Origin of the sequence: Micromonospora orduensis (genome assembly GCF_006228125.1) — a bacterium.
GTDB classification, from domain to species: Bacteria; Actinomycetota; Actinomycetes; order Mycobacteriales; family Micromonosporaceae; genus Micromonospora; species Micromonospora orduensis.
This window is the reverse complement of record NZ_VDFY01000290.1, coordinates 26,388-48,696: the sequence shown is the minus strand read 5'-3', so window position 1 is coordinate 48,696 and position 22,309 is coordinate 26,388. Positions and strand designations below refer to the sequence as shown.

Sequence of the window (22,309 nt, the reverse complement as noted above, 5' to 3'; positions counted from 1 at the left end):
CGCACGCAGGAGGGGCCGCGATTGCCGAACTATGATCGGACGGTGTCCGAATCCTCGCTCGCGGAAATGCTCCGAGCCCGTGGCCTGCGGCTGACAGCCCAGCGGCAGCTCGTCCTCCAGGCGGTGCTCGATCTGGGTCACGCCACACCGGAGCAGGTGCACACCGCGGTCCGGGAGGTCGCCGCCGGCGTCAACATCACCACCATCTATCGCACGCTTGAGCTGCTGGAACGGCTCGGCCTGGTGACCCACACCCACCTCTCGCACGGCTCGCCGACGTACCACGCGGCCGGTGAGCACCAGCACGTCCACCTGGTCTGCCGGGAGTGCGGCGCGATCGACGAGGTCGATCCGGAGCTGTTCCGCCCGCTCAGCGACCAACTGGCCGCGCAGCGGGGTTTCCGGGTGGACATCGGGCACGTGTCACTCTTCGGCGTCTGCGCACGCTGCGAGAACGGGGACCACAAATGATCGACATCGCGGGCGCGGTGGCCGTCGAGAGCATCGACGAGGCCAGCCGCGACCAGCCGGATCCGGCGCACGTCGCGGTCGGGGTGCGGGGCGTCGCCGCGCACTACGGCGACCCACTGCGCGAGCAGCGCGTCCTGGACACGGAGGTCGGCCTCGTCGACCGCTCGCACCGGGGCGTCATCGCGGTGCCGGGGGAGGAGCGCGCCGGCTGGCTGCACACGATCACCTCGCAGCACCTGACGACGCTGGCCGCCGGTGACGGCACCGAGCTGCTGGTGCTCTCCCCCCACGGGCACGTCGAGCAGCACGCGCTGGTGGCCGAGGACGGCGAGACCACCTGGCTGGACACCGAGCCCGGCGCGACCGAGGGCCTGCTGGCCTACCTGGAGAAGATGCGGTTCTTCAGCAGGGTCGATCCGCGTGACGCCACCGCCGAACGGGCGCTGTTGTCGCTGGTCGGGCCGGCCGCGCCGGAGGCGCTGGGCACGCTCGGCGTGACCGGGCTGGCCGAACCGGACCTGGTCGCGGTGCCCGGTCCGAAGTTCGCCGCCGGGGCCGTGCCGCCGCGGGCGAGCGTTCGGTACGACGTACGGCCGCTGCCGATCGGCGGGTGGGCCCGGCGAGGACCGCTCGGCGTGGACCTGCTGGTGCCCCGCTCGGCGATGGACCAGGTGGTGGCGGAGTTGCGTGGAGCGGGCGTGCCGGTGGCGGGCCTGTGGGCGTACGAGGCGATCCGGGTCGCCGCCCGTCGGCCCCGGCTCGGGGTGGACACCGACCACCGGACCATCCCGGCCGAGGTGGACCTGATCGGCCCGGCGGTGCACCTCGACAAGGGCTGCTACCGGGGGCAGGAGACGGTTGCCCGGGTGCACAACATGGGTCGCCCGCCGCGTCGCCTGGTGCTGCTGCACCTGGACGGCGTGACCACCGACCAGCCGCCGACGGCCGGTACGCCGGTGACCCTGGACGGTCGGGCGGTGGGCTTCGTCGGCACCGCCGTGCTGCACCACGAGCTGGGCCAGATCGCACTCGCCGTGCTGAAGCGGAACGTTCCGGACGACGCCGCTCTGCTGATCGGTGCGACGGCGGCGGCGATCGACCCGTCCTGAGCCGGCCGTCTAGGATCGCCGGCATGACGACAGGGACGTTGATCACGGTGGCCCCGACCGGCGCGGAGTCGGCCAAGGCGGAGGTGCCGGCACTGCCGGTGACGCTCGACGAGCTGCTGCTCACCGCCAAGGAATGCGAGGCGCTCGGCGCGGCCGTGATCCACGTCCACATCCGCGACGACGCGGCACGGCCCACCCTCGACCCGGCCCGCCTGGCCGAGACGGTGGCGGCTCTGCGGGACAGCACCGACCTGGTCGTGCAGCTCTCCTCGGGCGGCGCGGTGACCGACCCGGAGGCGTCCCGGCTGGCGGTGCTCGACGCCCGTCCCGACATGGCCTCCTGCACGATGGGCACTGTCAACTTCGGCGACGACGTCTTCCTCAACCGCTGGGAGTTCATCGTCGACCTGCACACCCGTATGCAGGACCGCGGGATCGTGCCGGAGTACGAGATCTTCGACCTCGGGCACCTGTCCGCGTTGCAGCGACTCCTGGGCAAGCACGGGATGCCGGCGGGCGGGCACGTGCACGTCGACTTCGTGATGGGTGTGCCGGGCGGTATGCCGGGCACCACCGAGACGCTTGTGGCGGCCCACCGGATGCTGCGGGACCTGCCGGAGGGCACCACCTTCTCGGCCACCGGCATCGGGCGCAGCACCATCCCGGTCATGCTGGCCTCGCTGTCGACGGGTGGGCACCTGCGCGTCGGCATGGAGGACACGGTGACGTACGCGAAGGGCCGGCCGGTGGAGTCCAACATGCAGCTGGTCGCCCGCGCCGTCGGCTTCGCGCAGCTCGCCCAGCGTCCACCGCTGACCACCACCGAGGCGCGCGAGCTGCTCGGGCTGTAAGGCCGCAGCCGTCCCGCGCCCCTGTCACCCGGGCGGTGGACGACCTGGTCACCCCGCCGCCGGTGCCCCCGGGAGCGTCGGTACCGTCCAGCACGTGGGAAAGACGTACGAGGGCGGCGCGCCGCTCGCCGAGGTGGTCCGGTCCGGGTTCGTCGAGGGTGTGCACCGTGGCTCGGTGGTGGTGCTGGACGCCGCCGGAGCGCCGGTGGCCGCCGCCGGGGATGTGACCTCTCCGGTCTTTCCCCGTTCGGCAAGCAAGCCGATGCAGACGATCGGGATGCTCCGCGCCGGCCTGCCGTTGACCGACCCGGCCGACCTGGCGCTGGTGTCGGCCAGCCACGCGGGCGAGGACTTCCACCTCGCCGGAGTCCATGCGCTGCTGGCCCGTGCCGGGCTCGACGCCTCGGCCCTGCACTGCCCGCCCGATCTGCCGGTGGGGGCGGCGGCCCGGGAGGCGGTGCTGCGTGCCGGGGGCGGCCCGACCCGGGTGCAGATGAACTGCTCCGGCAAGCACAGCGGCATGCTGCTGACCTGCGAGGCAGCCGGTTGGCCGCTGGACGGCTACTGGCGGCCGGAGCACCCGTTGCAGCAGGGTCTGCGGGCCGCCGTGGAGGAGTTCACCGGTGAGCCGGCGGCGGCCGTGGGGGTGGACGGCTGCGGCGCTCCGGTGCTCGCGGTGTCACTGACCGGCCTGGCCGGGGCGTACCTGCGCCTGGTCGACGCCGAACCTGGCTCGGTGCCGCGCGCGGTCGCCGACGCCATGCGCGCCCACCCGGAGATCGTCGGCGGTACCCGGGCCGACGACACCCGGCTCATGCGCGGCGTTCCGGGCCTGCTGGCGAAGGTCGGCGCCGAGGGCGTGATCGCGGTGGGGCTGCCGGGCGTCGGCGCCGTCGCCGTGAAGATCGACGACGGCGCCGACCGGGCCCGGATGCCGGTGCTGGTCTCCGCGCTGCGCCGGCTGGGCGTGGACGCCCCGGTGCTGACCGAGTACGCCGAGGTGCCGCTCTTCGGTGGTGGCGTTCCGGTCGGGGCGGTCCGCCCGCTCTGGTGACACCACCGGTCCGCCGGCTGCCCGACCCGGCGGCCGGCTCCGGGACGAGCGCTATACCTCACGGGTATGAATATGACTCTGAGGTATGGCGCTCGGCGCGGCAGGCATGCTGGCGGCGGTGCTGTCGGCCGCCCCCTGACGTCGCCGTCGCAGGGGCGGCCAGACCCGCACTGTGCCGGGCGTTTCAGCTCAGGAAGTCGAGCAACGCGGCGTTGACCGGCTCCGGACGCTCCAGCGGCAGCAGGTGCGCCGCGTCCGGCACGTCGGGCAGTCGTACCGCGCCGGGGACCTCGGCGGCGATCCGGTCGGCGAGCCGGCTGATGTCCGGCACGTCCGCCGCGCCGGCGGTGACCAGGACGGGCACCCTCAGCTCGCCGAGGCGGCCGATCGCGGGCGGGGACAGTTCGCCGACCTCGACCGCACCGAGCGCCAGCTCGGCGGCGAGGGCGCGCTGGTCCATCTCCTGCGCGAACGCGACCAGTCCGGGGTCGACGTCGGCCGGCTGACGGCCCGGGCCGACCACCCAGAAGCGCACCTCGCCGGCCGCCCCGGCGGCGAAGTCGTCCGGGTCGACCTCGCCGACCAGGCCGTCCCAGAGGTCGTTCGCCTCGTCGGACCACTCGTTGCCGGAGACGGCCGTGTCGAACAGCGCGAGCGCGCTCACCCGGTCGGGGTGGGCCAGGGCGGTGTCGATGGCCACCGACCCACCGAAGGAGCAGCCGACCAGGGCCGCCCGGGGCAGGTCGAGCGCGTCCAGCAGACCGGCCACGTCGTCGTGGTGCGCGAAGGGTGTCGGGGGGAGTTCGGAGTCGCCGTAGCCGCGCAGGTCGGGGACGATCACGCGGTGCCGGGCGGCGAGCGCCGGGACCTGCCCGCGCCACATCCGCCGGTCGGCGATGCCGGCGTGCAGCAGCACGACGGGCGACCCGGTGCCGGCCTCGTCGTACGCGAGAACTGCTCCGTTGACTGTGATCTTGTGCACGGAGGGGACGGTACGGACCGGACGAGTCGGGGCGCAAACGGGATGCTGAGACCTTGCTAACTTTGGTTAGCGTTTTGCTTGCAGGAGCTAGCACTCCCGGTTAGCGTCAGCGTCATGGCCACACCGAAGGACCTTCCCGACGTCGGCGGGTTCATCCGCGATCTGCGGCGCAACGCCAAGATCTCGCTCCGGCAGCTCGCCGAGCAGGCGGGGGTGAGCAACCCGTACCTCAGCCAGATCGAGCGCGGCCTGCGCAAGCCCAGCGCCGAGGTGCTCCAACAGCTGGCCAGCGCGCTGCGGGTCTCGACCCCGGCGATGTACCTGCGGGCCGGGCTGCTCGACGACAAGGAGGGTCACGGTGTGCTCGCCGCCATCGCGGTGGACACCGACCTGACGATGGCCCAGAAGCAGTCTCTCAGCCAGATCTACGAGACGTTCCGCCGGGAGAACGCGCGGCTGGCCGAGGCGCAGGCCGCCGCCGAGACCCCGGGCTCCACCGGCATCCCGACCGATGTCGCCGACCAGCCGGCCGACCTGGCCAACCTCGCGGCCACCGGCCCCACCACCGCCGGCGGCACGCCGACCGAGGCCGTCCTCGAGTCGGTCGCCGTCACCGAGGCGGGCACCGCTCCCGCCCCGAGCAGCACCAACACCCCCGAGAAGAAGGCCGCCGGTCCGGCGGTCCGGAAGGCCGCCGAGGCGGCCGAAGAGGAGACGTCATGACCGAGCCGAAGACCAACCGCATCCCCGCCCCGATCTACGCCGCCGCCGGCGCCGGTGAGTTGGCCCTGGAGCAGCTGCGCAAGCTGCCGAGCGTGGTAGGCGTCCTCGGCACCCGGGTCGTCGCCGACCTGGGCGGCCGGGCCGTGCTGACCGGCTTCGAGCTGCGCCAGAAGGCCACCGAGACGCTGCGTACCGCCAACGAGACCGCTGGCACCCTGCGTGGCCGGGCGCAGGCCGAACTGGACCTCGCCAAGCTGCGTGAGTCGGCCGACCTGGCCAAGCTGCGCGAGGTCGCCGACCTTGACAAGCTGCGCGCCGCCGCGACCCGCAACGCCGCCGTGGTGGTCGCGAGCGCCCAGGCCGCGCAGGAGCGGGCGTTCGCCGCGTACGGCGCGCTTGTCGCCCGCGGTGAGCGGGTCGTCGGCGCCGGTGTGCTGGAGGCCGCCGAGACGGTGAACGCCGACATCGAGGCCACCCAGGCCACGACGCCGGACACCACCCCGGCCGTCGAGACCACCACCCCGGCCGCCGCCCCGGCCGAGGTGCCGACCCCGGCCGAGGTCGCCGAGATCGCCGAGGCCAAGCCGGCCGCCGTCAAGAAGGCCGCCCGCGCGCCGAAGGCCGCCAAGCCCGCCGCCACCCCGTCGGCGAAGCTGCCCCGGGCCACCAAGCGGACCCGCCCGGCGGCCGAGTAGTTCGCCGCGTCGGCGACCCCGGCGGCGTCCTTGTCGGACGAAGCCGGGGTCGCCGACATAAGCTTGCCGGCATGGCCAACGCCGCGCCGATCTTCGCCTTTGAAGTCCGCTACGTGATCGAGCTGATCCTGCTCGTCTTCGCGCTGATCATCCAGGGCGTCGCACTGGTGCACGCCGTCACGCAGCGCTCCGACGCCTTCCCCGCCATCGGGACGCTGCCCAAGGGTGGCTGGATCGCCATCCTGGCGGTCTGCCTCGTGCTCACCCTGCTCGGCTTCGGTCCGATCAGTCTCTTCGGACTGATCGGCATCGCCGCCGCGCTCATCTACCTGCTCGATGTCCGGGTCGGCCTGCGCGACCTCAGTGACGGCAAAGGTTTCTGGTGAGAGGTTTCCGCTGGCCACCCCCACCGGACAGCGGGCCCCGCAGCTGGGGTCCCGGCCCGGGTGGGCCACGCACCGGCCGGCCCGCGTTACCGGAGCCGGAGACCGAACTGGTCACCACCCCGCACGGCGTACGCCTGGAGCGGCTGGTCACCGGCACCGGTGATCCGGTCACCGTGTTCGCGCACGGGCTGGGCAACGGCATCGCCACCACCCGCCCGTTCGGCAGCGGCGTGACCGGCCGCAAGGTGTTCTTCCAGTTCCGCGGGCACGGCCGTTCCGACGCCCCGGACGGCCCATGGACGTACCTGGACCTGGCCCGGGACCTGCGCGCGGTCGCGGATCTCACGGGTGCGGGTCGCGCGTTCGGGGCGAGCCTCGGCGCGGGCGCCCTCTGCCGGCTGCTGGCCGAGAGCCCGGAACGCTTCGAGAAGCTGGTCTTCTTCCTGCCCGCCGTGCTCGACGAGCCACGCGGGCCGGTGGCCCGGGAGCGCGTCACCGACCTGATCGAGGCGGTGGAGAGCGGAGACGCCTCGGCGGTGGCCGACGTCGTGTCGCTGGAGCTGCCGGCGGCGGTACGGAACACTCCGGCCGGCTGGGCGTACCTGCGGCAGCGGCTCGACCAGCTGCTCCGCGACGGTCTCGCCGACGGCCTGACCACACTGCCGGATCAGGCGCCGCTGCGCGACGTGACGGCCCTGGCGGCGGTCACCGCGCCGGCGCTGGTGATCGGCTGCGCGGGCGACGACCTGCACCCGGTCGAGGTCGCCGAGCGGCTCGCCGCCGCACTGCCCCAGGCGACCCTGCACGTGTACGACCGCCCCGGCGTGCTCTGGTCGGAACGCGCCGACCTGCGTGAGCGCATCTCCGGCTTCCTCAACGAGTAGCCTGCCCTGTCATGGGCGTCACACAGCATGGCCGGACGCACCGGCTGGATCTCGCCGACCCGACCCTTCGTGAGTGGACCTGCACGGTCCTGCACGCCGACCCGGAGCAGGGCATCGTGCTGGACCGCTCAGCGTTCTACCCGGGCGGTGGCGGCCAACCTCCCGACCACGGCGTGCTGCTGTGGCAGGGCGTGCAGACCCGCATCGTCGGCACCCGCAAGGGCGACGACCCGTACCTGATCCCCGCCGAGGGTGACCCGCTGCCGCCGGTCGGCACCGAGGTCGTCGGCGCGGTGGAGGACGAGCGCCGGACCCGGCTGATGCGCACCCACTCCGGCCTGCACGTGCTCTGCGGTGTGGTGTTCCGCGACTTCGGCGCGCTCGTCACCGGCGGAAACATGGAGCCCGGTGAGGCCAGAATGGACTTCAATCTCCCCGAGGTGCCGCCGGACTTCAAGAGCCGGATCGAGGAGCTGGTCAACGCCGAGGTGGCCGCCGACCGCTCGGTCGCCACCCGGGTGCTGCCGCGCACCGAGGCGCTGGCCCTGCCGGACATCATCCGCACCCAGTCCAACCTCATCCCGCCGGACGAGCAGGAGGTCCGGATCGTCGACATCGTCGGGCTGGACGTGCAGGCCGACGGCGGCACCCACGTGGCGTCCACCGCGCAGATCGGCAAGGTGCAGGTGGTGAAGGTGGAGAGCAAGGGCCGGGCCAACCGGCGGGTCCGCGTCCGACTGGCAGATTGACAAATTCGGACGGCGGTTGTCAGGTATCGCTGACAACCTCGCAGGTATGACACAACCGCTCACAGGAAAGATCGCGCTCGTCGCCGGCGCCACCCGGGGCGCCGGCCGGCAGATCGCGGTCCAGCTCGGCGCCGCCGGTGCCACCGTGTACGCCACCGGACGCAGCAGCCGCGCCGGCCGCTCGGAGATGGACCGGCCGGAGACCATCGAGGAGACCGCCGAGCTGGTCACCGCGGCCGGCGGCACCGGCATCGCCGTCCAGGTCGACCACCTGGTGCCCGAGCAGGTCCGCGACCTCATCGCCCGGATCGACGCCGAGCAGGGCCGACTCGACGTGCTGGTCAACGACATCTGGGGCGGCGACCCCCTGGTGACCTGGAACAAACCGCTCTGGGAGCAGCCGCTGGACGCGGGCTTCCGCACGCTGCGGCTGGCCGTCGACACGCACATCATCACCAGCCACTTCGCCCTGCCGCTGCTGATCCGCCGGCCCGGCGGCCTGGTCGTGGAGATGGGCGACGGCACCAAGGCGTACAACGACGACAACTACCGGCTGTCGGTCTTCTACGACCTGGCCAAGGTCTCGGTCAACCGGCTCGCCTTCAGCCAGGCGCACGAGCTGAAGCCGCACGGCTGCACGGCGGTCGCCCTCACCCCCGGCTGGATCCGCTCCGAGGCGATGCTGGAGCACTTCGGCGTGACCGAGGACAACTGGCGCGACGGCGCTGCCACCGACCCGAACTTCCTCATCTCGGAGACCCCCGCCTTCGTCGGGCGCGCGGTGGCCGCGCTCGCCGCCGACGAGGACAAGGCCCGCTGGAACGGCCAGTCCGTCGACGCGGGCACGCTGTCGAAGGTGTACGGCTTCACCGACGTCGACGGCAGCCAGCCGGAGGGCTTCCGGTACATCGTGGAGGTGGTGGACGCCGGCAAACCGGCCGACGTGACCGGCTACCGGTAGAGCGCCCGGGAACGCTCGGCCGCCTCGGCGAACAACCGCCGCAGCTCGGGCGGATCGAGGACCTCCACCTCGGGGCCGAGCCCCAGCAGCTGGTGGTACGCCACCGGGACCGACTCGACGGGCAGCCGGGCCACCACCCAGCCCTGCCCGTCGGGTGGGCCGGCGGCGGTGACCACCTCGTCGTACACGAAGGGGGCATCGACCAGGTGCCGGAGCTGGCGCAGGCCGGCGGGGCTGAGCCGGACGGTGACCTCGGCCCGCAGCATGGTCCGCAGGAACGACCCGGCCTGCTCGCCCCAGTGCCCGGCCAGGTCGAAGCCCTCGTCGCGGTCGAAGTGCTCGTCGCTCACCTCGACCCCGGTGACCCGGTCCACCCGGTAGGTGCGGGTGTCGTCGCCGACGCGGCCGACCAGATACCAGACCGCGCTCTTGAGGACCAGGCCGTACGGCTGGACCCGACGGGTCACCTCCTGGTCGCCGCGCCGGTAGCGCAACTCCACCACCCGGTCTCCCCAGACGGCCCGGGCCAGTTCGGGGAGCCGTAGAGGCGGTGCGGTCTCCCGGAACCAGCCCGGCACGTCCAGGTGGAACCGCTGCCCGGTGCGGGCCGGCGCGTCCCGCAGGGACGGCGGCAGCGCGGCGAGCACCTTCAACTCGGCCGCCGCGACCGCGTCGGCGAGCCCCATGTCGCCGGCCGGCCCGGGCAGGCCGGCGAGGAAGAGCGCCTCGGCCTCGTCCCGGGTCAGCCCGGTCAGTCGGGTCCGGTAGCCGCCGAGCAGCCGGTACCCGCCGGCCCGACCCCGGTCGGCGTACACCGGCACGCCGGCTGCGGAGAGCGCCAGGACGTCCCGGTAGACGGTCCGCTCGGAGACCTCCAACTCCCGCGCCAGCTCGCTCGCGGTCATCGACCCGCGCGCCTGCAACAGCAACAGCAACGAGATCAGTCGGGACGCGCGCACCCGCCCATCCTGCCTCGTACCGCTCGCCGCCCGGCGGATTCGATCACCGGTCGTTAGGCTGCTCGATCGTGGACGTCAGCAGAATCGCCAGCCCGGTGACCGGGGTCGTCGGACGCTTCTTCGCCGGTGCGGGGCTGCTCCTGCGCGGCCTCGGCCTGTACGTCCGCAGCCCGGGGCTGATGCTGCTCGGTATCGTGCCGGCGCTGATCTCCGGTGTCCTCTTCCTGGCCGCGCTGGCCACCCTCGTGTACTTCGTGGACGACCTCGCCGCGCTGGTCACCCCGTTCGCCGACGACTGGTCGACCTCCGCCCGCAGCCTGGTCCGGGTGATCGCCGGGCTGGCCTTCCTGGGGCTCGGCGGGCTCCTCGGCGTGCTCACCTTCACCGCCATCACCCTGGTCATCGGCGACCCGTTCTACGAGAAGATCTCCGAGCGGGTGGAGGAGCGGCTCGGCGGCACCCCTGAGGCGGTGGAGGTGCCCTTCTGGTCGTCGCTGCGCCGCAGCATCGCCGACTCGGTACGCCTGGTGGCGCTCACCGCGCTCGTCGGCATCCCGCTCTTCCTCGCCGGTTTCATCCCGGTGGTCGGCCAGACGGTCGTACCGGTGATCGGGGCTGCGGTCGGTGGCTGGTTCCTCGCCGTGGAGCTGGTCGGAGCGCCGTTCTACCGGCGCGGGATGCGGCTGCCGCAGCGCCGGACGATCCTCAAGGCGGACCGGCCGGCGGCGCTGGGTTTCGGAGTGGCGGTCTTCCTCTGCTTCCTCATTCCGCTCGGCGCGGTGCTGATCATGCCGGCGGCGGTCGCCGGTGCGACCCTGCTGGCCCGCCGATCGTTGGGCCAGTCGACCGAGGAGCGCTGACATGCAGATCACCCTGGTCGAGGGGGACATCACCACCGAGCGGGTGGACGCTGTCGTGAACGCCGCGAACTCGTCCCTGCTCGGCGGCGGCGGGGTCGACGGCGCCATCCACCGGCGCGGCGGGCCGGCCATCCTGGCCGAGTGCCGGGCGCTACGCGCGTCCCGGTACGGCAAGGGCCTGCCCACCGGGCAGGCGGTGGCGACCACCGCCGGGGAGCTGCCGGCCCGTTGGGTCATCCACACCGTCGGCCCGGTCTGGTCGTCCACCGAGGACCGGTCGGCGCTGCTGCGCGACTGCTACGCCAACAGCCTGCGCGTGGCGGACGAGTTGGGCGCGACGACGGTGGCGTTCCCGCTGATCTCCGCCGGCATCTACGGGTGGCCGGTCGACGACGCGGTCCGCCAGGCGCTGGAGGTCCTGCGGTCGGCCGCCCCGGCCACCGTCACCGAGGCCCGCCTGGTCCTCTTCGGCGCCGACACGTATGCCACCGCACGCCAGGTCTTCGGCGATCCCGTCAGCTAGGGGATGGATCGGCCTCGGTCCCCCTGGGGGTGAGAGTGTCGCTGGCGAGCCATATACCTGAGTGTCATATACATACCTCTGAGGTATATCGCTTACCGGAGCAACGCAGCCGGCGGCTACGCCGCCCGTGCGTCATCCCACAGGGACTCGAAGTGCTTCCTCCGGCCGATCTTCGTCCGGGTGATCCGGCTTCCCGACTGGGTGACGTATGACGGCTGGCTCTGGATTGAGGGCTACGAGTTGGGCCCGAAGGGCGAGGCGGTCGTACGGTGGTCGCCCGGATCCCGCCGTGATGCACACCCGCTTCCTCGGGTGGCTGTCCCTGGCCCGCCGATCGCGCGTCGGGCAGGGTGATTCATGATCAGGTCAGGTCAGGTCGGCCAGGCAGGTCCACTGGGATGCCACCGGCCGGTAGCCCAGCCGAGCGTTGATCGCCAGCATCGGCGCGTTGGCCTCGTCGTTGGAGGTGTACGCGATGCGGACGCCGTTGGCGGCGGCCCGGTGCAGCGCCGCCGCCTTGGCCAGCCGGGCCAACCCACGACCCCGGTACGCGGGGACCGAGCCGGTGTAGTCCGACCACATCCGGTCCCCGTCCCGCTTCACGAGGCTGAAGGCGACCACCGCGCCGTCGACCTCGACGGCGGTGCTGGACGCCTTGTCCAGCCCGAGGTTGTCCCACACGTCGTACTGCCAGCTTTCGTAACTCTTCGCGTCGACCGGCACGTCGCCCGGTTCGTCCGCCGCCGAGGCCACGTCCGCCACGTACAGCAGGTGTGGGTCCAGGTCGGCGATCGGGTGCAGTCGTACGCCCGGGGGCGGCTCGGGCAGCGCTGGCGCCGCATTCAGGTCGAGCGCCGAGTAGCGCACCTCCCGGCTGGGCTCGTACCCGTGGTGACGGGCGAACGGCAGCGCGTCCGGCTGTGCCATGGCACGTACCCGGCGGATTCCCAACGGGCGAAGGTGGTCGGTCGCGGCGGTCAGCAATGCCGTCCCGATGCCCCGCCGTCGGTGCTCCGGGTGCACGTGCAGCAGGTTGATGCCACCGACGTTCGCCGCCGAGGTCGTCCCGATGCGTTCGGCGGACACCCAACCCACCACGCGGCCGTCCACCTCAGCGACGAACGCGGTCCAGTCCTCCCCGGGCGGCGGATCGGCGATCATCGTGCGGGTCGACGCGACCCCGCGCACCAGGTACGGAAAGACCATCGCCCGCAGGGCCACCACACCCGGGGCGTCGTCCGGCTGCGCCACCCGGATGCGCATGTCAGGCCCCCGGCCGTACGGCGGCGACGGCCTCGACCTCGACGAGCTGGTCGGTGTAGCCGAGCGCGGCCACGCCGAGCGCGGTCTCCAGGTTCGCCAGCACCTGCCGGGCCTGCGCCGCATGGTCGCCGGGCGCGACGGTACGGCCCTCGGCGTCCAGCGGGCAGGCGCCGGCGGTGAACACCAGCCGGGCGGGCGGCTCGACGGTGGCCGCGTACGCGTACTCGGCGACGTCGGACAGGGCGGGGACGTGCAGCAGCGCGACAGGATCCGGCATGTCGGCGAGGCTAGCGACGATCGCCCGCCGCAGCGACGCATTAAGCGACCCCTGCGCCGTGATCGGGATCGTTAGGGTCCAGCGAAGTGCGATCGACGTGAGTGGCGTCGGTCGGTCGCCCATTCGAGATGGCCCGGCGTAGGTGGTGGGAGGCTGCCGTGACGATCGATGCGACCGAGGGGTACGACGACTGCCGGCTCTTCGTGCGGACCCTGAAGAGGCGCAGGACGCCCGGTCACGCCGACTCGCGGACGATCAGCTCGGTGGGGAGCATGATGGCCTGCTCGATGGTCTCCCCGGCGGCCAGCCGGAGCAGTTGTCGGGTCATCCGGCGGCCGAGTTCCACGATCGGTTGCCGGACGGTGGTCAGCGGCGGTTCGGTGTAGGCGGCGGTCTCGATGTCGTCGAAGCCGACCACCGCCACGTCCTCGGGCACGCGGCGGCCGGCCTCGCGCAGTGTCCGCATGGCGGCGTGCGCCATCAGGTCGGAGGCGGCGAACACGCCGTCCAGGTCGGGGTGTTCGGCGAGCAGCCGCTGCATCGCCGCGCCCCCGGACTCCCGGGTGAAGTCACCGACGGCGACCAGTTCGGGGAGCCCGGCGGCGGCCACGGCGGTGCGGTAGCCGGTGAGCCGTTCGATGCCGGCGACCATGTCCTGTGGGCCGGCGATGGTGGCGATCCGCCGGCGACCGCTGTCGATCAGGTGCCGGACGGCGGCGGTCACCCCACCGACGTGGTCGACGTCGACGTACGGCACGGGCACGTCGCCGAGCGGTCGGCCACTGCACACCACCGGGATGCCGAGCCGGGCGAGGGTGCCGGGCAGCGGGTCGGCGCCGTGCAGCGACGCGAACAGCACCCCGTCCACGTGCCGGCCGGTGGTGTACCGCTCGACGCGGTGATGCCCGGCCGGTGAGCCGGCGAGCATCAGCACCAGTTGCTTGTCGGCCGCCTCCAGTTCCTGGCTGACGCCGCGGATGATGCCGGGGAAGACCTGGTCGTCGGAGAAGACGCGGGTGGCCGCCTCCGGCATGACCAGGGCGATCGAGTCGGTGCGCTGGGTGACCAGGCTGCGGGCGGCCAGGTTGGGGACGTACCCCAGCTCGGCGACCGCCCGGTTGACGGCCTCGCGGATCGGCTCGGCGACGGTGGTGGAGCCGTTGACCACGCGGGAGACGGTGGCCCGGGAAACCCCGGCCCGTGCCGCCACCGCCTCAAGCGTCGGCCGGTGTGCCGTCGTCATCGCGACTCCTTCCCCCGCTCGTCACAGCCCGTTCCGGGAGATCACCTCCTGGTACCAGCGGGCGCTGGCCTTCGGTGTGCGCCGCTGGGTCAGGTAGTCGACGTGCACGATCCCGAACCGCTTGCGGTAGCCCTCCGCCCACTCGAAGTTGTCCAGGAATGACCATACGAGATAACCGCGCAGGTCCACGCCCCGGGAGATCGCCTCGTGCGCCGCACGGAGGTGCCCGTCGAGGTAGGCGATCCGGTCGGCGTCGATCACCTGCGCCGGTCCGTCGGGCGAGTCGGCGCCGGGCTTGTCGGGGAACGCCGCGCCGTTCTCGGTGATCAGCAGCGGCACGCCGGGGTAGTCGGCGGCGATCCGCTCCAGCAGCCGGGTCAGCCCGGCCGGCTCGATCATCCACCCCATGTCGGTGAGCGGCCCGGTGGGCGGCAGGAAGTGCACGGCGCCCTCGGTGCCCGGGTACGCGGCGTTGCCGGCGCCGTCCGGCCGACCTGCCACGTAGCCGGGCGCGTAGTAGTTGATGCCGAGCAGGTCGATGGGTGCGGCGATCAGCTTCTCGTCACCGTCGCGGATGAACGTCGGCTCGACGATGCGGGCCACGTGCTCGCGTACGTCGTCGGGGTAGCCGCCGGCCAGCAGTGGGTCGAGGAAGATCCGGTTGTGCAGGCCGTCGACCAGGCGGACCGCGGCGGCGTCCGCCGCGCTTTCGGGGTCGGCCGGCCGTACGTCGGCGGGGTTGACGGTGATGCCCACGCTGCGCGCGCCGGCCGCGCGGAGCGCCCGCGCCGCCAGGCCGTGCCCGAGCAGCAGATGGTGTACGGCGGTGAAGGCCGCCGCCGGGTCCTGCTCGCCGGGGGCGTGCACCCCGTTGCCGTACCCCAGGTACGCCGAGCACCACGGCTCGTTCAGGGTGGTCCACACGTCCACCCGGTCGCCGAGGCGGGCGTACACGGCGGTGGCGTACGTGGCGAAGTGCTCCGCGGTGTCCCGGTTGGTCCAGCCGCCCCGGTCGCCGAGGGTCTGCGGCAGGTCCCAGTGGTAGAGGGTGACGATCGGGTCGATTCCCCGGTCGAGGAGCGTGTCGGTGAGCCGGTCGTAGAAGTCCAGCCCGCGCGGGTTGGCCGGGCCGGTGCCGTCGGGCTGGATCCGGGGCCAGGAGACCGAGAAGCGGTACGCCCGCAGGCCCAGCTCGGCCATCAGCGCCACGTCGTCGGCGTACCGGTGGTAGTGGTCGCACGCGACGTCGCCGGTGTGGCCCTGGTACACCTTGCCCGGGGTACGGCTGAAGGTGTCCCAGATGGACGGCCCGCGGCCGTCGTCGCGGGCGGCGCCCTCGATCTGGTACGCGGCGGTGGCCGCCCCCCAGAGGAAATGCTCGGGAAAACGGAGTTCGTTCACGCCTTGACCGCACCTTCCATGATCCCGCCGATGATCTGACGGCCGAACAGCACGAAGACCAGTAGCAGGGGCAGTGTCGCGATTGCCGTTCCGGTGAACACCTGCGACATGTCCTGGTAATACCCGTCGGACAGCGCTCGCAGGGAGAGCTGAACGGTTGGGTTCGCCGGATCGTTCAGCACAGCGTACGGCCACAGGAAGTCGTTCCAGGTGGTCATGAACGTGAGCAGACCGAGCACGGCGGCGGCCGGGCGCAGCGCGGGCAGCACCACGTGCCACCAGATGCGGGCGGTGCCGCAGCCGTCCATCCGGGCGGCCTCGATCAGTTCGTCGCTGATGGCCTGGCCGGCGTACTGCCGCATCATGAACACGCCGAACCCGGTGACCAGCACCGGGACGATCACCGCGGGCAGTCGGTCGTTCCACTGCAGCTTGGTCATGAGCAGGTAGAGCGGGATCACGCCGAGCTGGGTCGGCACCATCATGGTCGCGATGATCACCAGCAGCAGGGCGTTGCGGCCCCGGAACCTCAGTTTGGCGAAGGCGAACCCGGCCAGGCTGGAGAAGAACACCACGGAGACGGTCACTGTGGTCGCGACGATCGCCGAGTTGATCAGGCCGGTGAGGAAGTACGCGTCGGTGTTGTCGAACAGCCGGGCGATGTTCGCGCCCAGGTTGCCGCCGGGGGTGACCGGGGGTGGCAGTTGGCCCATCGCGTCGTTGCTGCGGCTGGCGACGACGAACATCCACCAGATCGGGAAGATCGACAGGACGGCGGCGAACACCAGGGCCAGGTAGGTGAGCGGGGTGGCCCGCCAGAGCCGGCTCATCGGGTGGGTCCCTTCCGGGCGCTGGGACGCGCTCCGCCGCCGAGTCGGCGCAGGATCAGCACGTTGACCGCTGCCACGATCGCGATGAGCGCGAAGAGCAGCCAGGCCACGGCCGAGCCGTACCCGAAGTTGTAGTGCGGGGAGAAGGCGTTCTCGAACATGTACATGGTCAGGGTCTGCGACTCGCGCAGCGGCCCACCGCGGATCGGATTGGTGCCGGAGTTGAACATCCGGGGTTCGGTGAAGAGTTGCAGGCCGCCGATGGTGGCGATGATGGTGCAGAAGATGATCGTCGGTTTGAGCAGCGGCACGGTGACCGACCAGAACTGCCGGGCCCGGCTGGCGCCGTCGATCGCCGCCGCCTCGTACAGGTCGCGGGGGATGGCCTGCATCGCGGCCAGCAGGATCAGCGCGTTGTAGCCGGTCCACCGCCAGTCGACCATGGCGGAGATCGCCACCCAGGAGGCGATCCGGTTGGACTTCCACTCGATGGCGTCCATCCCGATCAGGTCGAGCAGCCAGTTGATCATGCCGAACTCGCGGCCGAAGAGCACCCCGAAGACGATCGCCACGGCGGCCGTGGAGGTGACGTTCGGGACGAGCACGGCCATCCGCCAGCCGGTGCGGGCCCGCAGCCCCCGGTTCAGGAGGTTGGCCAGCCAGAGCGCGGCGAGCAGTTGCGGCACCGTGGAGATCACGAAGATGCCAAGCGTGTTGACAAGCGCGTGCCAGAAGTCGACGTCGGCGAGCAGCCGGGTGTAGTTCTCCGCGCCGACGAACGGGTGGTCGCTGCCGAGCAGGTCCCAGTCGTGCAGCGACACCCAGAAGGTGTACGCCAGCGGGTACGCCCCGAAGACGCCGAAGATCAGGAAGAACGGGGCGATGTAGAGGTACGGCGAGAAGCGGGTGTCGAACCGGCTGAGCCGACCCGAGGATTGGCTGTGGTTACCGGTTGCCGGTGTGACCGGCGGACGGGCGTCGAGCTGGACGGCCATGCCCGAGAACTCCTTTCGTCGCGCGGGCGGGACCCCGGCTCCCGAGGCCCGCCCGCACGCTCGCTCGGGCTACTTGGCGGCGGCCTTCTTGGCGTTGTTCACCGCGTCCGTCCAGCCCTGGGCAGGGTTACGCTGGCCCAGCTCCACGGTCCGTACGGCGTTCTCCACCTCGGTGCGGACGGCCTGGTTCTTCGGGCCCATGTAGACCGGCTTGAGGCTCTTCGCGCCGCTGCCGAAGATCGAGCCGACGGGCGCCCCGGAGAAGTACGCGTTTGTCGCGCCGGTGATCGCCGGGTCGTCGAGGGCCTGCGGCGAGGAGGGCAGCGGGCCCTTGGCCTTGAACGCGCCGATCTGGCCCTTGGCGCTGGTCAGGAACTTGGCCAGCTCGATGGCCTCGGCCTGGTGCTTGCTCTGCTTGGGCACGGCGAGGTGCGAGCCGCCCCAGTTTCCGCCGTTGCCGGGCACCCGGGCGATGTCCCACTTGCCCGTGGCGGCCGGGCCGGCGTTCTGCTCGATGACACCGGTCATCCAGGCCGGGCAGGCGATGGTGGCGAACTTCGACTGCTTGAAGGCGGACACCCACTCCTCGGACCAGGAGCCGTACTTGCCGGAGAGGCCCGAGTCGATGATGTCCATTGTGGTGTCCCAGGCCTGCCGCACGGCCGGGTTGCTGTCGACAACCAGCTTCTCGCTTGTGTCGTAGTAGCTGTAGCCGGAGGTGTTGCCGGCGTTCTGGAGCAGGATGGTGTTGAAGGTGTTGGTGGCCGCGTCGAGGAAGGACGCGCCGGTCTTGGCGGCGACGAACTTCTCGCCGGTGGCGATGTAGTCCTGCCAGGTGGGCCAGAGCTTCGACACCTCGTCCCGCTCGGTGGGCAGGCCGGCCTTTTCGAAGAGGTCCTTGCGGTAGCACATGGCGATGCCGCCGACGTCGGTGCCGAGCCCGATGAGCTGCTTGCCGTCGGCGGTCAGACCGGCGTTCCACTTCCATTCGAGGAAGTTGCCCTTGAGGTCGGCCGCGCCGTGGTCCAGCAGGTTGACGAAGTTGCCCGGGTTGGCCTTGTACTCGACCAGCAGGCCCTCCTCGATGGCCACCACGTCGCCGGCGCCCCGGCCGGCGGCGAGCCACTGGGTGAGCTTCGGTGAGTACTCGTCGAGGTTGGTGCCGGTGCCCCGCTCGACGATCTTCACGTCGGGGTGCGCGGCCATGTACTCCTGGTAGAGCTGCTCGTAGCCGAACTGGCCGAAGACGTCGACGGTCAGTGTGACCGGTCCGTCTCCGCCCTGCTCGTCTCCGCTGCCGCAGCCGGCGGTGACGAGCAGGGCTGTGGTGGCGGCGAGGGCCACCGCTGCGAGGCGGCGGCGCGGGAAGACTGCCATGGGGTTCGGACCCCTCTCAAGGTGATCGATGGCGGTGTGTTGAGAGAGCGCTCTCACCCGAGAGTGGTGGGTGTGGTCGGCGCTGTCAAGAGAGCGCTCTCTCGAAGTTGCCGAGAAAGTCCCGAACACGAACGAGGGCGTCACCCCCTGGGGTGACGCCCTCGTTCGTGTTGGGTTGGTCAGCCGGTACGCAGACCGTCGAGCAGCGTGCCGTCCCCGGTGACGTCCAACGTCTCGAAGCTCACCCGACCCCAGAGCGCCAGCAGGAGGTCGCTCGCGGTGCCGGTGACCTGCGCCCGGGCGTGGTGATCGTCGTGGTCGAGGATGGTCGCGGTGTCCAGCAGGGCCACCCCCTGGCCGCGCAGCCGCAGATACCACTCCTGATCCGCGTCCGTCGCCGCGAGCTGCACCACGCCATGCCAGTCGCCCGGCACCTGCCGCCGGCCCGCCGGCAGCCAGGTGTCCAGCACCTCGCTCACCCCGTCCGCCGCGAGCTTCGCCTCCACCGGCTCACCGGCGGCGATGGCGAGCTGCGCGTCCCAGCGGTGCACCGCCGTCTCGTGCGCCATCCGGCGCGGCCAGAAACCCGCCCGCTTCGGCTGCGGGGCCCAGTTCCACGCCGGCGCCTCCGGGTCGAGGCCGTCGAAGAGGGTCATCACCTTGTCGTAGCCCTGCTGCCAGAACTGCAACGGGCTGACACCGGGCTCCAGCTCGACCCGTTCCCGGCGGGCCGGCGCGCTCGTCACGCCGGAACCGACGAACGAAGAAACCCAATGGTAGATACCGGCGAGGTGCAAGGTGAGATCGTTGACTGTCCAGCCCGGACAGGACAGCACCGGTGTCTCCGGCGGCGCCTCGGCCACCGCCGCGGCGAAGGCGGGCCCCTCCGCTCGGAGCGCACCGATCCAGAAATCCTTGCTGCCCTGCAGTCTGCTCATCGCCATCCTCCCGGGGGTGCCGGGCGACCAGTGGGTGCCACGGCTACTCCTCAGCCTAAGGTGAAAGACGTGTCAGACGCCTACGCCCAGCCGACAACCGAAGCCGATCGTGCCATCCCTGGTCCACTGGCCAGCTACACCACGCTGCGGATGGGCGGGCCGGCCGGGCGGATCGTGGCCGCGACCAGCGCCGACGAGATCGTCCGCGCCGTCCGCGCCGCCGAGGAACCGATCCTCGTCCTGGCCGGCGGCAGCAACGTGGTGATCAGCGACACAGGCTTCGCCGGCACCGTCGTGCTGGTGCGCTCCCGGGGCCTGCGGGTCGTCGCCGAGGACACCGGGTCGGTCACCGTACGCGTCGAGGCCGGCGAGCCATGGGACGACCTGGTCGCCGCCACAGTCGCCAACGGCTGGGCCGGCCTGGAATGCCTCTCCGGCGTCCCCGGCTCGACCGGCGCGACCCCGATCCAGAACGTCGGCGCGTACGGCCAGGAGGTCGCCGAGACGATCACCGGTGTCGAGGTGTACGACCGGGCCGAGGACACTCGCTACCTCATCCCCGCCGCCGACTGCGGATTCGCCTACCGGGGCAGCATCTTCAAGTACCGGGACCGCTGGGTGGTCCTCTCCGTCGACTTCCGGCTCACCCGGTCCCCGCTCTCCGGCCCGGTGCGGTACGCCGAACTGGCCCGGGCGCTCGGCGTCGAGGTCGGCGACCGGGTGGCGCTTGCCGACGCCCGCGCGGCCGTGCTGCGCCTACGCGCCGGCAAGGGCATGGTGCTCGACGCCGCCGACCCGGACACCCGCTCCGTCGGCTCCTTCTTCACCAACCCGGTGCTCGACCCGGCGACGTACGAGTCGCTGCGGGAACGCGCCGCCGACCTGGGTGACCCGCCGAACTGGCCCGGCGCCGACGGCATGGTCAAGGTGAGCGCCGCCTGGCTGATCGACAAGGCCGGCTTCGCGAAGGGGCACCCCGGCCCGGACGGCGTGGCCATCTCCGGCAAGCACACCCTGGCCCTCACCAACCACAGCGGCACGGCCAGCACCGGTGACCTGCTCACCCTGGCCGCCACCATCCGCGACGAGGTGCACGCCCGCTTCGGCGTGACCCTTCACCCCGAACCGGTCCTGATCAACTGCACCCTCTGACCCACCCCATGCGTTCGGGTGGGTCAGGAGAGGGGCCAGGGGAGGGTCAGTTCGCCCTGGCGCCAGCGCTTCGGGGTGGGCAGGACGGGCCAGCCGCTGTCCTTCAGGCTGGTCACCGCCCGCACCCAGCGCTGGCGGGGGCCGAAGGTGGCGTACGGGGCGGCGGCCCGCCAGGCGCCGTCCAGGGCCCGGATCAGGTCGTGGACCGGTTCACCAGGGACGTTGCGATGGATCAGCGCCTTGGGTAGCCGCTCGGCCAGCTCGGCGGGGCTGCCCAGCGTGGTGAGCTTCGCGGCCAGGGTCAACGTGCGGGGGCCGTCCGCGTCGATCAGCAACCAGCTGGCGAGTCGACCCAGCTCGTCGCAGGTGCCCTCGACGAGTGCCCCACCGGGGGCGAGCGCGGCGGTCATCGTCCGCCAGGCGTCGGTCACCTCGGTCTCGTCGTACTGTCGTAGGACGTTGAACGCGCGGACCAGCACCGGCCGGAGCCCGGCCAGCTCGAACCCACCGCGGGCGAAGGTCAGCCCGGGCGGGTCGGCGGCCGGCGCCGCGGCGGCCACCCGGGCCGGGTCGATCTCCAGCCCGACCAGGCGTACGTCGCGACGTACCGCCGCGGCCAGCCGGGCCCGCAGCTCCACCGCGGTCACCGGGGTCGCGCCGTAGCCGAGATCGACCACCAGCGGGTCGGCCGCCGCCACCAGCCGGTCGGCGCAGGTGGCGACGATCCAGTTGTCCACCCGGCGGAGCCGGTTCGGGTTGGTGGTGCCCCGGGTGACCACGCCGAGCGGCCGGCGCCGCGCTGCCCCGCTCATGCCAGCGTCAACTACCGATTCGGTGCACCTTGTGCTGGGCTGCCTGCGCCCGTGGCCGGACCACCAGCCGGTCCACGTTGACGTGCTGCGGGCGGGTGGCGCACCAGGCGATGCAGTCCGCCACGTCGTCGGCGACGAGCGGGTCGGGCACTCCGGCGTAGACGGCGGCGGCCCGGTCGGCGTCGCCGTCGAAGCGGACCAGCCCGAACTCGTCGGTCCTCACCATGCCCGGATCAATCTCGACGACCCGCAGCGGTCGGCCGCACAACTCCAGCCGGAGCGTGCCGGCGATGGCGGTCTGCGCGTGCTTCGCGGCCGTGTAGCCGCCTCCGCCCTCGTAGACGGTCAGGCCGGCGGTGGAGGAGACCACCACGATGGTGCCGCCGCCGGACGCCTCCAGCGCCGGCAGCAGCGCCTGGGTGACCCGCAGGGTGCCGAGCACGTTCACGTCGTACATCCACTGCCAGTCGCCGATCGAGGCGGACTCCACCGGGTCCAGCCCGCGCGCGCCGCCTGCGTTGTTGACGAGCAGGGTGACCGGACCGGGCGCCTGTGCGGCGGCCTCGGCCAGCCCGGCGACCGACTCGTCCGAGGTGACGTCGCAGGTCACCGCGGTGGCCTGACCGCCGGCGGCGGTGATCTCCTTGACGAGGTCGGCGAGCCGGTCGGCGCGGCGGGCGGCGGCGAGTACGTGGAAACCCTCGGCGGCGAGGCGACGGGCGGTGGCCGCGCCGATCCCGCTGGACGCTCCCGTGACGATGGCGACAGAGGTCATCGGGCCATTGTCACCCCGGCCGCGCGGCCGCCTCCGACC

Annotated in this window: 25 protein-coding genes; 13 read left to right on the top strand and 12 right to left on the bottom strand. The window is 72.2% G+C overall.

Annotated features, from left to right (window positions below; translation table 11 throughout):
* Window positions 1–66: 66 nt before the first annotated feature.
* The 4 genes from FHG89_RS31055 to FHG89_RS31040 all read left to right on the top strand — a co-directional run bounded on the left by FHG89_RS31055 (window position 67) and on the right by FHG89_RS31040 (window position 3,485).
* A complete protein-coding gene (locus FHG89_RS31055) occupies window positions 67–471 on the top strand; it encodes a Fur family transcriptional regulator (protein ID WP_139587954.1) in 405 nt (134 codons plus the stop codon).
* Entirely contained in the window at window positions 468–1,580 is a 1,113-nt protein-coding gene (ygfZ, locus tag FHG89_RS31050) for a CAF17-like 4Fe-4S cluster assembly/insertion protein YgfZ (protein ID WP_139587937.1), read from the top strand. The genes FHG89_RS31055 and ygfZ overlap by 4 nt, the downstream gene beginning before the upstream one ends.
* Before the next feature lie 23 nt (window positions 1,581–1,603).
* Complete coding sequence (locus FHG89_RS31045; RefSeq protein WP_139587936.1) at window positions 1,604–2,431, top strand: beta-keto acid cleavage family enzyme; 828 nt, start codon at window positions 1,604–1,606, stop codon at window positions 2,429–2,431.
* Window positions 2,432–2,525: 94 nt separating this feature from the next.
* Entirely contained in the window at window positions 2,526–3,485 is a 960-nt protein-coding gene (locus tag FHG89_RS31040; RefSeq protein WP_139587935.1) for an asparaginase, read from the top strand.
* A gap of 184 nt (window positions 3,486–3,669) precedes the next feature.
* Here the strand turns inward: FHG89_RS31040 and FHG89_RS31035 are convergent, their stop codons facing one another.
* Window positions 3,670–4,467 (bottom strand): alpha/beta fold hydrolase, encoded by a 798-nt coding sequence (locus tag FHG89_RS31035; RefSeq protein ID WP_139587934.1) that lies wholly within the window; start codon window positions 4,465–4,467, stop codon window positions 3,670–3,672.
* 114 nt (window positions 4,468–4,581) lie between these two features.
* On the opposite strand from FHG89_RS31035, the gene FHG89_RS31030 reads away from it, so the two are divergent.
* The 6 genes from FHG89_RS31030 (at window position 4,582) to FHG89_RS31005 (ending at window position 8,865) form a co-directional block, all read left to right on the top strand.
* Window positions 4,582–5,190 (top strand): helix-turn-helix domain-containing protein, encoded by a 609-nt coding sequence (locus tag FHG89_RS31030; protein ID WP_139587933.1) that lies wholly within the window; start codon window positions 4,582–4,584, stop codon window positions 5,188–5,190.
* Complete coding sequence (locus FHG89_RS31025; RefSeq protein WP_139587932.1) at window positions 5,187–5,885, top strand: hypothetical protein; 699 nt, start codon at window positions 5,187–5,189, stop codon at window positions 5,883–5,885. Before FHG89_RS31030 ends, FHG89_RS31025 begins: the two co-directional genes overlap by 4 nt.
* A 71-nt stretch (window positions 5,886–5,956) precedes the next feature.
* Complete coding sequence (locus tag FHG89_RS31020) at window positions 5,957–6,271, top strand: DUF2516 family protein (RefSeq protein WP_030327754.1); 315 nt, start codon at window positions 5,957–5,959, stop codon at window positions 6,269–6,271.
* The gene (locus FHG89_RS31015; RefSeq protein WP_139587931.1) at window positions 6,268–7,155 is read left to right on the top strand and encodes an alpha/beta fold hydrolase; all 888 of its coding nucleotides are present in this window, start codon (window positions 6,268–6,270) and stop codon (window positions 7,153–7,155) included. The genes FHG89_RS31020 and FHG89_RS31015 overlap by 4 nt, the downstream gene beginning before the upstream one ends.
* Window positions 7,156–7,166: 11 nt before the next feature.
* The gene (locus tag FHG89_RS31010) at window positions 7,167–7,904 is read left to right on the top strand and encodes an alanyl-tRNA editing protein (protein WP_139587930.1); all 738 of its coding nucleotides are present in this window, start codon (window positions 7,167–7,169) and stop codon (window positions 7,902–7,904) included.
* Between the two features lie 46 nt (window positions 7,905–7,950).
* Window positions 7,951–8,865, top strand: coding sequence for an SDR family oxidoreductase (locus FHG89_RS31005; RefSeq protein WP_139587929.1), 915 nt, complete (start codon window positions 7,951–7,953; stop codon window positions 8,863–8,865).
* Here the strand turns inward: FHG89_RS31005 and FHG89_RS31000 are convergent.
* Window positions 8,856–9,824: a helix-turn-helix transcriptional regulator gene (locus FHG89_RS31000; protein WP_139587928.1), complete on the bottom strand. Its 969-nt coding sequence runs from the start codon at window positions 9,822–9,824 to the stop codon at window positions 8,856–8,858. The genes FHG89_RS31005 and FHG89_RS31000 overlap by 10 nt on opposite strands.
* Window positions 9,825–9,892: 68 nt before the next feature.
* Here FHG89_RS31000 and FHG89_RS30995 point away from each other — a divergent pair, with 68 nt between their 5' ends.
* Window positions 9,893–10,684 carry an EI24 domain-containing protein gene (locus FHG89_RS30995; protein WP_139587927.1) on the top strand — a complete coding sequence of 264 codons (792 nt, stop codon included), beginning with the start codon at window positions 9,893–9,895 and terminating at the stop codon, window positions 10,682–10,684.
* Between the two features lies 1 nt (window position 10,685).
* Window positions 10,686–11,207 (top strand): O-acetyl-ADP-ribose deacetylase, encoded by a 522-nt coding sequence (locus FHG89_RS30990; RefSeq protein WP_139587926.1) that lies wholly within the window; start codon window positions 10,686–10,688, stop codon window positions 11,205–11,207.
* A gap of 366 nt (window positions 11,208–11,573) precedes the next feature.
* On the opposite strand, the gene FHG89_RS30980 is transcribed toward FHG89_RS30990, so the two are convergent.
* From FHG89_RS30980 to FHG89_RS30945, 8 genes are all read right to left on the bottom strand, one after another.
* The gene (locus FHG89_RS30980; protein ID WP_139587925.1) at window positions 11,574–12,470 is read right to left on the bottom strand and encodes a GNAT family N-acetyltransferase; all 897 of its coding nucleotides are present in this window, start codon (window positions 12,468–12,470) and stop codon (window positions 11,574–11,576) included.
* A 1-nt stretch (window position 12,471) separates the two neighbouring features.
* A complete protein-coding gene (locus FHG89_RS30975) occupies window positions 12,472–12,747 on the bottom strand; it encodes a Rid family hydrolase (RefSeq protein WP_139587924.1) in 276 nt (91 codons plus the stop codon).
* Between the two features lie 235 nt (window positions 12,748–12,982).
* Complete coding sequence (locus FHG89_RS30970; RefSeq protein WP_139587923.1) at window positions 12,983–13,990, bottom strand: LacI family DNA-binding transcriptional regulator; 1,008 nt, start codon at window positions 13,988–13,990, stop codon at window positions 12,983–12,985.
* A gap of 21 nt (window positions 13,991–14,011) precedes the next feature.
* A complete protein-coding gene (locus tag FHG89_RS30965; protein ID WP_139587922.1) occupies window positions 14,012–15,391 on the bottom strand; it encodes a GH1 family beta-glucosidase in 1,380 nt (459 codons plus the stop codon).
* Window positions 15,388–16,221 (bottom strand): carbohydrate ABC transporter permease, encoded by an 834-nt coding sequence (locus tag FHG89_RS30960; RefSeq protein ID WP_139587921.1) that lies wholly within the window; start codon window positions 16,219–16,221, stop codon window positions 15,388–15,390. The genes FHG89_RS30965 and FHG89_RS30960 overlap by 4 nt, the downstream gene beginning before the upstream one ends.
* Entirely contained in the window at window positions 16,218–17,216 is a 999-nt protein-coding gene (locus FHG89_RS30955) for a carbohydrate ABC transporter permease (RefSeq protein ID WP_139587920.1), read from the bottom strand. Before FHG89_RS30955 ends, FHG89_RS30960 begins: the two co-directional genes overlap by 4 nt.
* Window positions 17,217–17,285: 69 nt before the next feature.
* Window positions 17,286–18,593, bottom strand: coding sequence for an ABC transporter substrate-binding protein (locus tag FHG89_RS30950; RefSeq protein WP_139587919.1), 1,308 nt, complete (start codon window positions 18,591–18,593; stop codon window positions 17,286–17,288).
* 179 nt (window positions 18,594–18,772) lie between these two features.
* The gene (locus FHG89_RS30945; protein ID WP_139587918.1) at window positions 18,773–19,531 is read right to left on the bottom strand and encodes a maleylpyruvate isomerase family mycothiol-dependent enzyme; all 759 of its coding nucleotides are present in this window, start codon (window positions 19,529–19,531) and stop codon (window positions 18,773–18,775) included.
* Between the two features lie 69 nt (window positions 19,532–19,600).
* On the opposite strand from FHG89_RS30945, the gene FHG89_RS30940 reads away from it, so the two are divergent.
* Window positions 19,601–20,683, top strand: coding sequence for a UDP-N-acetylmuramate dehydrogenase (locus FHG89_RS30940; protein ID WP_139587917.1), 1,083 nt, complete (start codon window positions 19,601–19,603; stop codon window positions 20,681–20,683).
* A gap of 23 nt (window positions 20,684–20,706) precedes the next feature.
* Here the strand turns inward: FHG89_RS30940 and FHG89_RS30935 are convergent, their stop codons facing one another.
* A complete protein-coding gene (locus FHG89_RS30935; protein WP_139587916.1) occupies window positions 20,707–21,495 on the bottom strand; it encodes a class I SAM-dependent methyltransferase in 789 nt (262 codons plus the stop codon).
* Between the two features lie 7 nt (window positions 21,496–21,502).
* Window positions 21,503–22,270, bottom strand: a complete 768-nt coding sequence (locus FHG89_RS30930) for an SDR family oxidoreductase (protein ID WP_139587915.1) — start codon at window positions 22,268–22,270, stop codon at window positions 21,503–21,505.
* Window positions 22,271–22,309: the final 39 nt, after the last annotated feature.

Coding starts and splice junctions, on each gene's coding strand:
- FHG89_RS31055 (WP_139587954.1), top strand. CDS start 67: ATGCTCCGAGCCCGTGGCCTGCGGCTGACAGCCCAGCGGCAGCTCGTC.
- ygfZ (WP_139587937.1), top strand. CDS start 468: ATGATCGACATCGCGGGCGCGGTGGCCGTCGAGAGCATCGACGAGGCC.
- FHG89_RS31045 (WP_139587936.1), top strand. CDS start 1,604: ATGACGACAGGGACGTTGATCACGGTGGCCCCGACCGGCGCGGAGTCG.
- FHG89_RS31030 (WP_139587933.1), top strand. CDS start 4,582: ATGGCCACACCGAAGGACCTTCCCGACGTCGGCGGGTTCATCCGCGAT.
- FHG89_RS31025 (WP_139587932.1), top strand. CDS start 5,187: ATGACCGAGCCGAAGACCAACCGCATCCCCGCCCCGATCTACGCCGCC.
- FHG89_RS31020 (WP_030327754.1), top strand. CDS start 5,957: ATGGCCAACGCCGCGCCGATCTTCGCCTTTGAAGTCCGCTACGTGATC.
- FHG89_RS31010 (WP_139587930.1), top strand. CDS start 7,167: ATGGGCGTCACACAGCATGGCCGGACGCACCGGCTGGATCTCGCCGAC.
- FHG89_RS31005 (WP_139587929.1), top strand. CDS start 7,951: ATGACACAACCGCTCACAGGAAAGATCGCGCTCGTCGCCGGCGCCACC.
- FHG89_RS30990 (WP_139587926.1), top strand. CDS start 10,686: ATGCAGATCACCCTGGTCGAGGGGGACATCACCACCGAGCGGGTGGAC.
- FHG89_RS30980 (WP_139587925.1), bottom strand. CDS start 12,470: ATGCGCATCCGGGTGGCGCAGCCGGACGACGCCCCGGGTGTGGTGGCC.
- FHG89_RS30975 (WP_139587924.1), bottom strand. CDS start 12,747: ATGCCGGATCCTGTCGCGCTGCTGCACGTCCCCGCCCTGTCCGACGTC.
- FHG89_RS30970 (WP_139587923.1), bottom strand. CDS start 13,990: ATGACGACGGCACACCGGCCGACGCTTGAGGCGGTGGCGGCACGGGCC.
- FHG89_RS30960 (WP_139587921.1), bottom strand. CDS start 16,221: ATGAGCCGGCTCTGGCGGGCCACCCCGCTCACCTACCTGGCCCTGGTG.
- FHG89_RS30955 (WP_139587920.1), bottom strand. CDS start 17,216: ATGGCCGTCCAGCTCGACGCCCGTCCGCCGGTCACACCGGCAACCGGT.
- FHG89_RS30950 (WP_139587919.1), bottom strand. CDS start 18,593: ATGGCAGTCTTCCCGCGCCGCCGCCTCGCAGCGGTGGCCCTCGCCGCC.
- FHG89_RS30945 (WP_139587918.1), bottom strand. CDS start 19,531: ATGAGCAGACTGCAGGGCAGCAAGGATTTCTGGATCGGTGCGCTCCGA.
- FHG89_RS30935 (WP_139587916.1), bottom strand. CDS start 21,495: ATGAGCGGGGCAGCGCGGCGCCGGCCGCTCGGCGTGGTCACCCGGGGC.
- FHG89_RS30930 (WP_139587915.1), bottom strand. CDS start 22,270: ATGACCTCTGTCGCCATCGTCACGGGAGCGTCCAGCGGGATCGGCGCG.